1 protein-coding gene is annotated in these 2,235 nt (G+C 62.1%); it reads left to right on the top strand.

Annotation, left to right across the window (positions count from 1 at the left end; translation table 11 throughout):
- The first annotated feature begins 11 nt into the window (after window positions 1-11).
- Window positions 12-2,234, top strand: coding sequence for an NADP-dependent isocitrate dehydrogenase (locus GH659_RS14685; RefSeq protein ID WP_153112182.1), 2,223 nt, complete (start codon window positions 12-14; stop codon window positions 2,232-2,234).
- Window position 2,235 lies beyond the last annotated feature (1 nt).

The raw sequence follows: 2,235 nt of genomic DNA, 5'->3' as shown, positions 1-2,235 counted from the left end.
TGGAGACGTTTATGGCTACATCCAAAATTATCTGGACCGAGATTGATGAAGCGCCGGCCCTTGCGACGTATTCGCTGCTGCCGATCGTGCAGGCGTTCACGAAGGGAACGGGCGTAGAAGTCGAGAAGTGCGACATTTCGCTGTCGGGCCGCATTCTTGCGTGCTTCCCGGAGCGCCTGACGCCGGAACAGCGCATGGCCGACAACCTCGCCGGTCTGGGCGCACTGGCCACCACGCCGGAAGCCAACATCATCAAGCTGCCGAACATCAGCGCCTCGGTACCGCAGCTCAAGGCCGCGATCAAGGAACTGCAAGAGAAGGGCTACAACCTGCCCGACTACCCGGAAGCGCCGCAAAACGACGAAGAGAAGGCCATTCAGGACACCTACTCCAAGGTCCTCGGTTCGGCCGTAAACCCGGTGCTGCGTGAAGGCAACTCCGACCGTCGCGCCCCGCTCTCCGTCAAGAACTTCGCCAAGAAGAACCCGCACAAGCTCTCCCCGTGGGAAGCCGGTTCCAAGTGCAAGATCGCCAGCATGACCGCCGGTGACTTCTACGGCAACGAGAAGTCCGTCATCATGGAAAACGGCGGCGACTTCAAGATCGAATTCGTTGGCGCCGACGGTACCACCAAGGTTCTGAAGGACAAGCTCAACGCCCTCAAGGGAGAAATCCTCGACGGCACCTTCATGAGCGCCAAGGCCCTGCGTCAGTTCTACGCTGACCAGATCGCCGCCGCCCAAGCCAGCGGCCAGCTCCTCTCCGTGCACCTCAAGGCCACCATGATGAAGGTCTCCGACCCCGTCATGTTCGGCCACGCGGTGACCGTCTTCTTCTCCGACGTGTTCGAGAAGCACGCTGACGCCCTCAAGCAAGCCGGCGTCAACCCGAACCTCGGTCTCGGCGACCTGCTCGCCAAGATCAAGAGCCTGCCGGAAGCCAAGCAAGCCGAAATCGAAGCCGACATCGCCGCCGAATACAACAAGCGTCCGGCGCTGGCCATGGTCAACTCCGACAAGGGCATCACCAACCTGCACGTCCCGAACGACGTCATCATCGACGCCTCGATGCCGGTCGTGATCCGCGACGGCGGCAAGATGTGGAACAAGGAAGGCAAGCTGCAAGACACGCTCGCCCTCGTTCCGGACCGCTGCTACGGCCCGATGTACCAGGCTGTGGTTGAAGACTGCCAGAAGAACGGCGCCCTCGACGTCACCAAGATGGGCACCGTTCCGAACGTCGGCCTGATGGCCCAGAAGGCCGAAGAATACGGTTCGCACCCGACCACCTTCATCCTCCCGGCTGACGGCACCGTGCGCGTTGTCGCCGCCGACGGCAAAGTCCTGATGGAGCACAAGGTCGAAGCCGGCGACATCTGGCGCATGGCCCGCACCCGCGACATCCCGGTGCAAGACTGGGTCAAGCTCGCCGTGACCCGTGCTCGTGTCACCGGCGTTCCGGCCGTGTTCTACCTCGACAAGAACCGCGCCCACGACGCCAACATCATCGCCAAGGTCGAGAAGTACCTCAAGAACCATGACACCACCGGTCTGGAAATCAAGATTCTGCCGCCGGTTGAAGCCATGAAGTACTGCCTCGAGCGCATCCGTCAGGGCCAGGACACCATCTCGGTGACCGGCAACGTCCTGCGTGACTACCTCACCGACCTGTTCCCGATTCTCGAACTGGGCACCAGCGCCAAGATGCTGTCGGTCGTTCCGCTGCTCGCGGGCGGTGGCCTGTTCGAAACCGGTGCCGGCGGCTCGGCGCCGAAGCACGTTGAGCAATTCACGCAAGAGAACTACCTGCGTTGGGATTCGCTCGGCGAATTCTCGGCGCTCGGCGCTTCGCTCGAGCACATCGCCCAGAACTTCAAGAACGAGAAGGCGCAAGTACTGGCCGACGCGCTCGACAAGGCGATTGCCAAGTTCCTCGACAACAACAAGTCGCCGGCCCGTCGCGTCGGTCAGATCGACAACCGTGGCAGCCACTTCTACCTCGCCCTGTACTGGGCCGAGGCACTGGCCGAGCAGACCAAGGATGCCGAGCTGAAGGCCAAGTTCGAGAAGGTCGCCAAGGCCATGCAGGAAAACGAAGCGAAGATCAACGACGAGCTGATCGGCGCCCAGGGCAAGGCCGTGGATATCGGCGGTTACTACCGTCCGGACCCGCTCAAGACCGCGGCCGCCATGCGTCCGAGCGCCACGCTGAACGCCATCATCGACGCGCTGTAAT

Origin of the sequence: Propionivibrio limicola, assembly GCF_009469695.1 — a bacterium.
Classification (GTDB): Bacteria; Pseudomonadota; Gammaproteobacteria; order Burkholderiales; family Rhodocyclaceae; genus Propionivibrio; species Propionivibrio limicola.
The sequence above is the reverse complement of the archived record's forward strand: the minus strand, read 5'-3'. Positions and strand labels throughout refer to the sequence as shown.

Coding starts and splice junctions, on each gene's coding strand:
- GH659_RS14685 (WP_153112182.1), top strand. CDS start 12: ATGGCTACATCCAAAATTATCTGGACCGAGATTGATGAAGCGCCGGCC.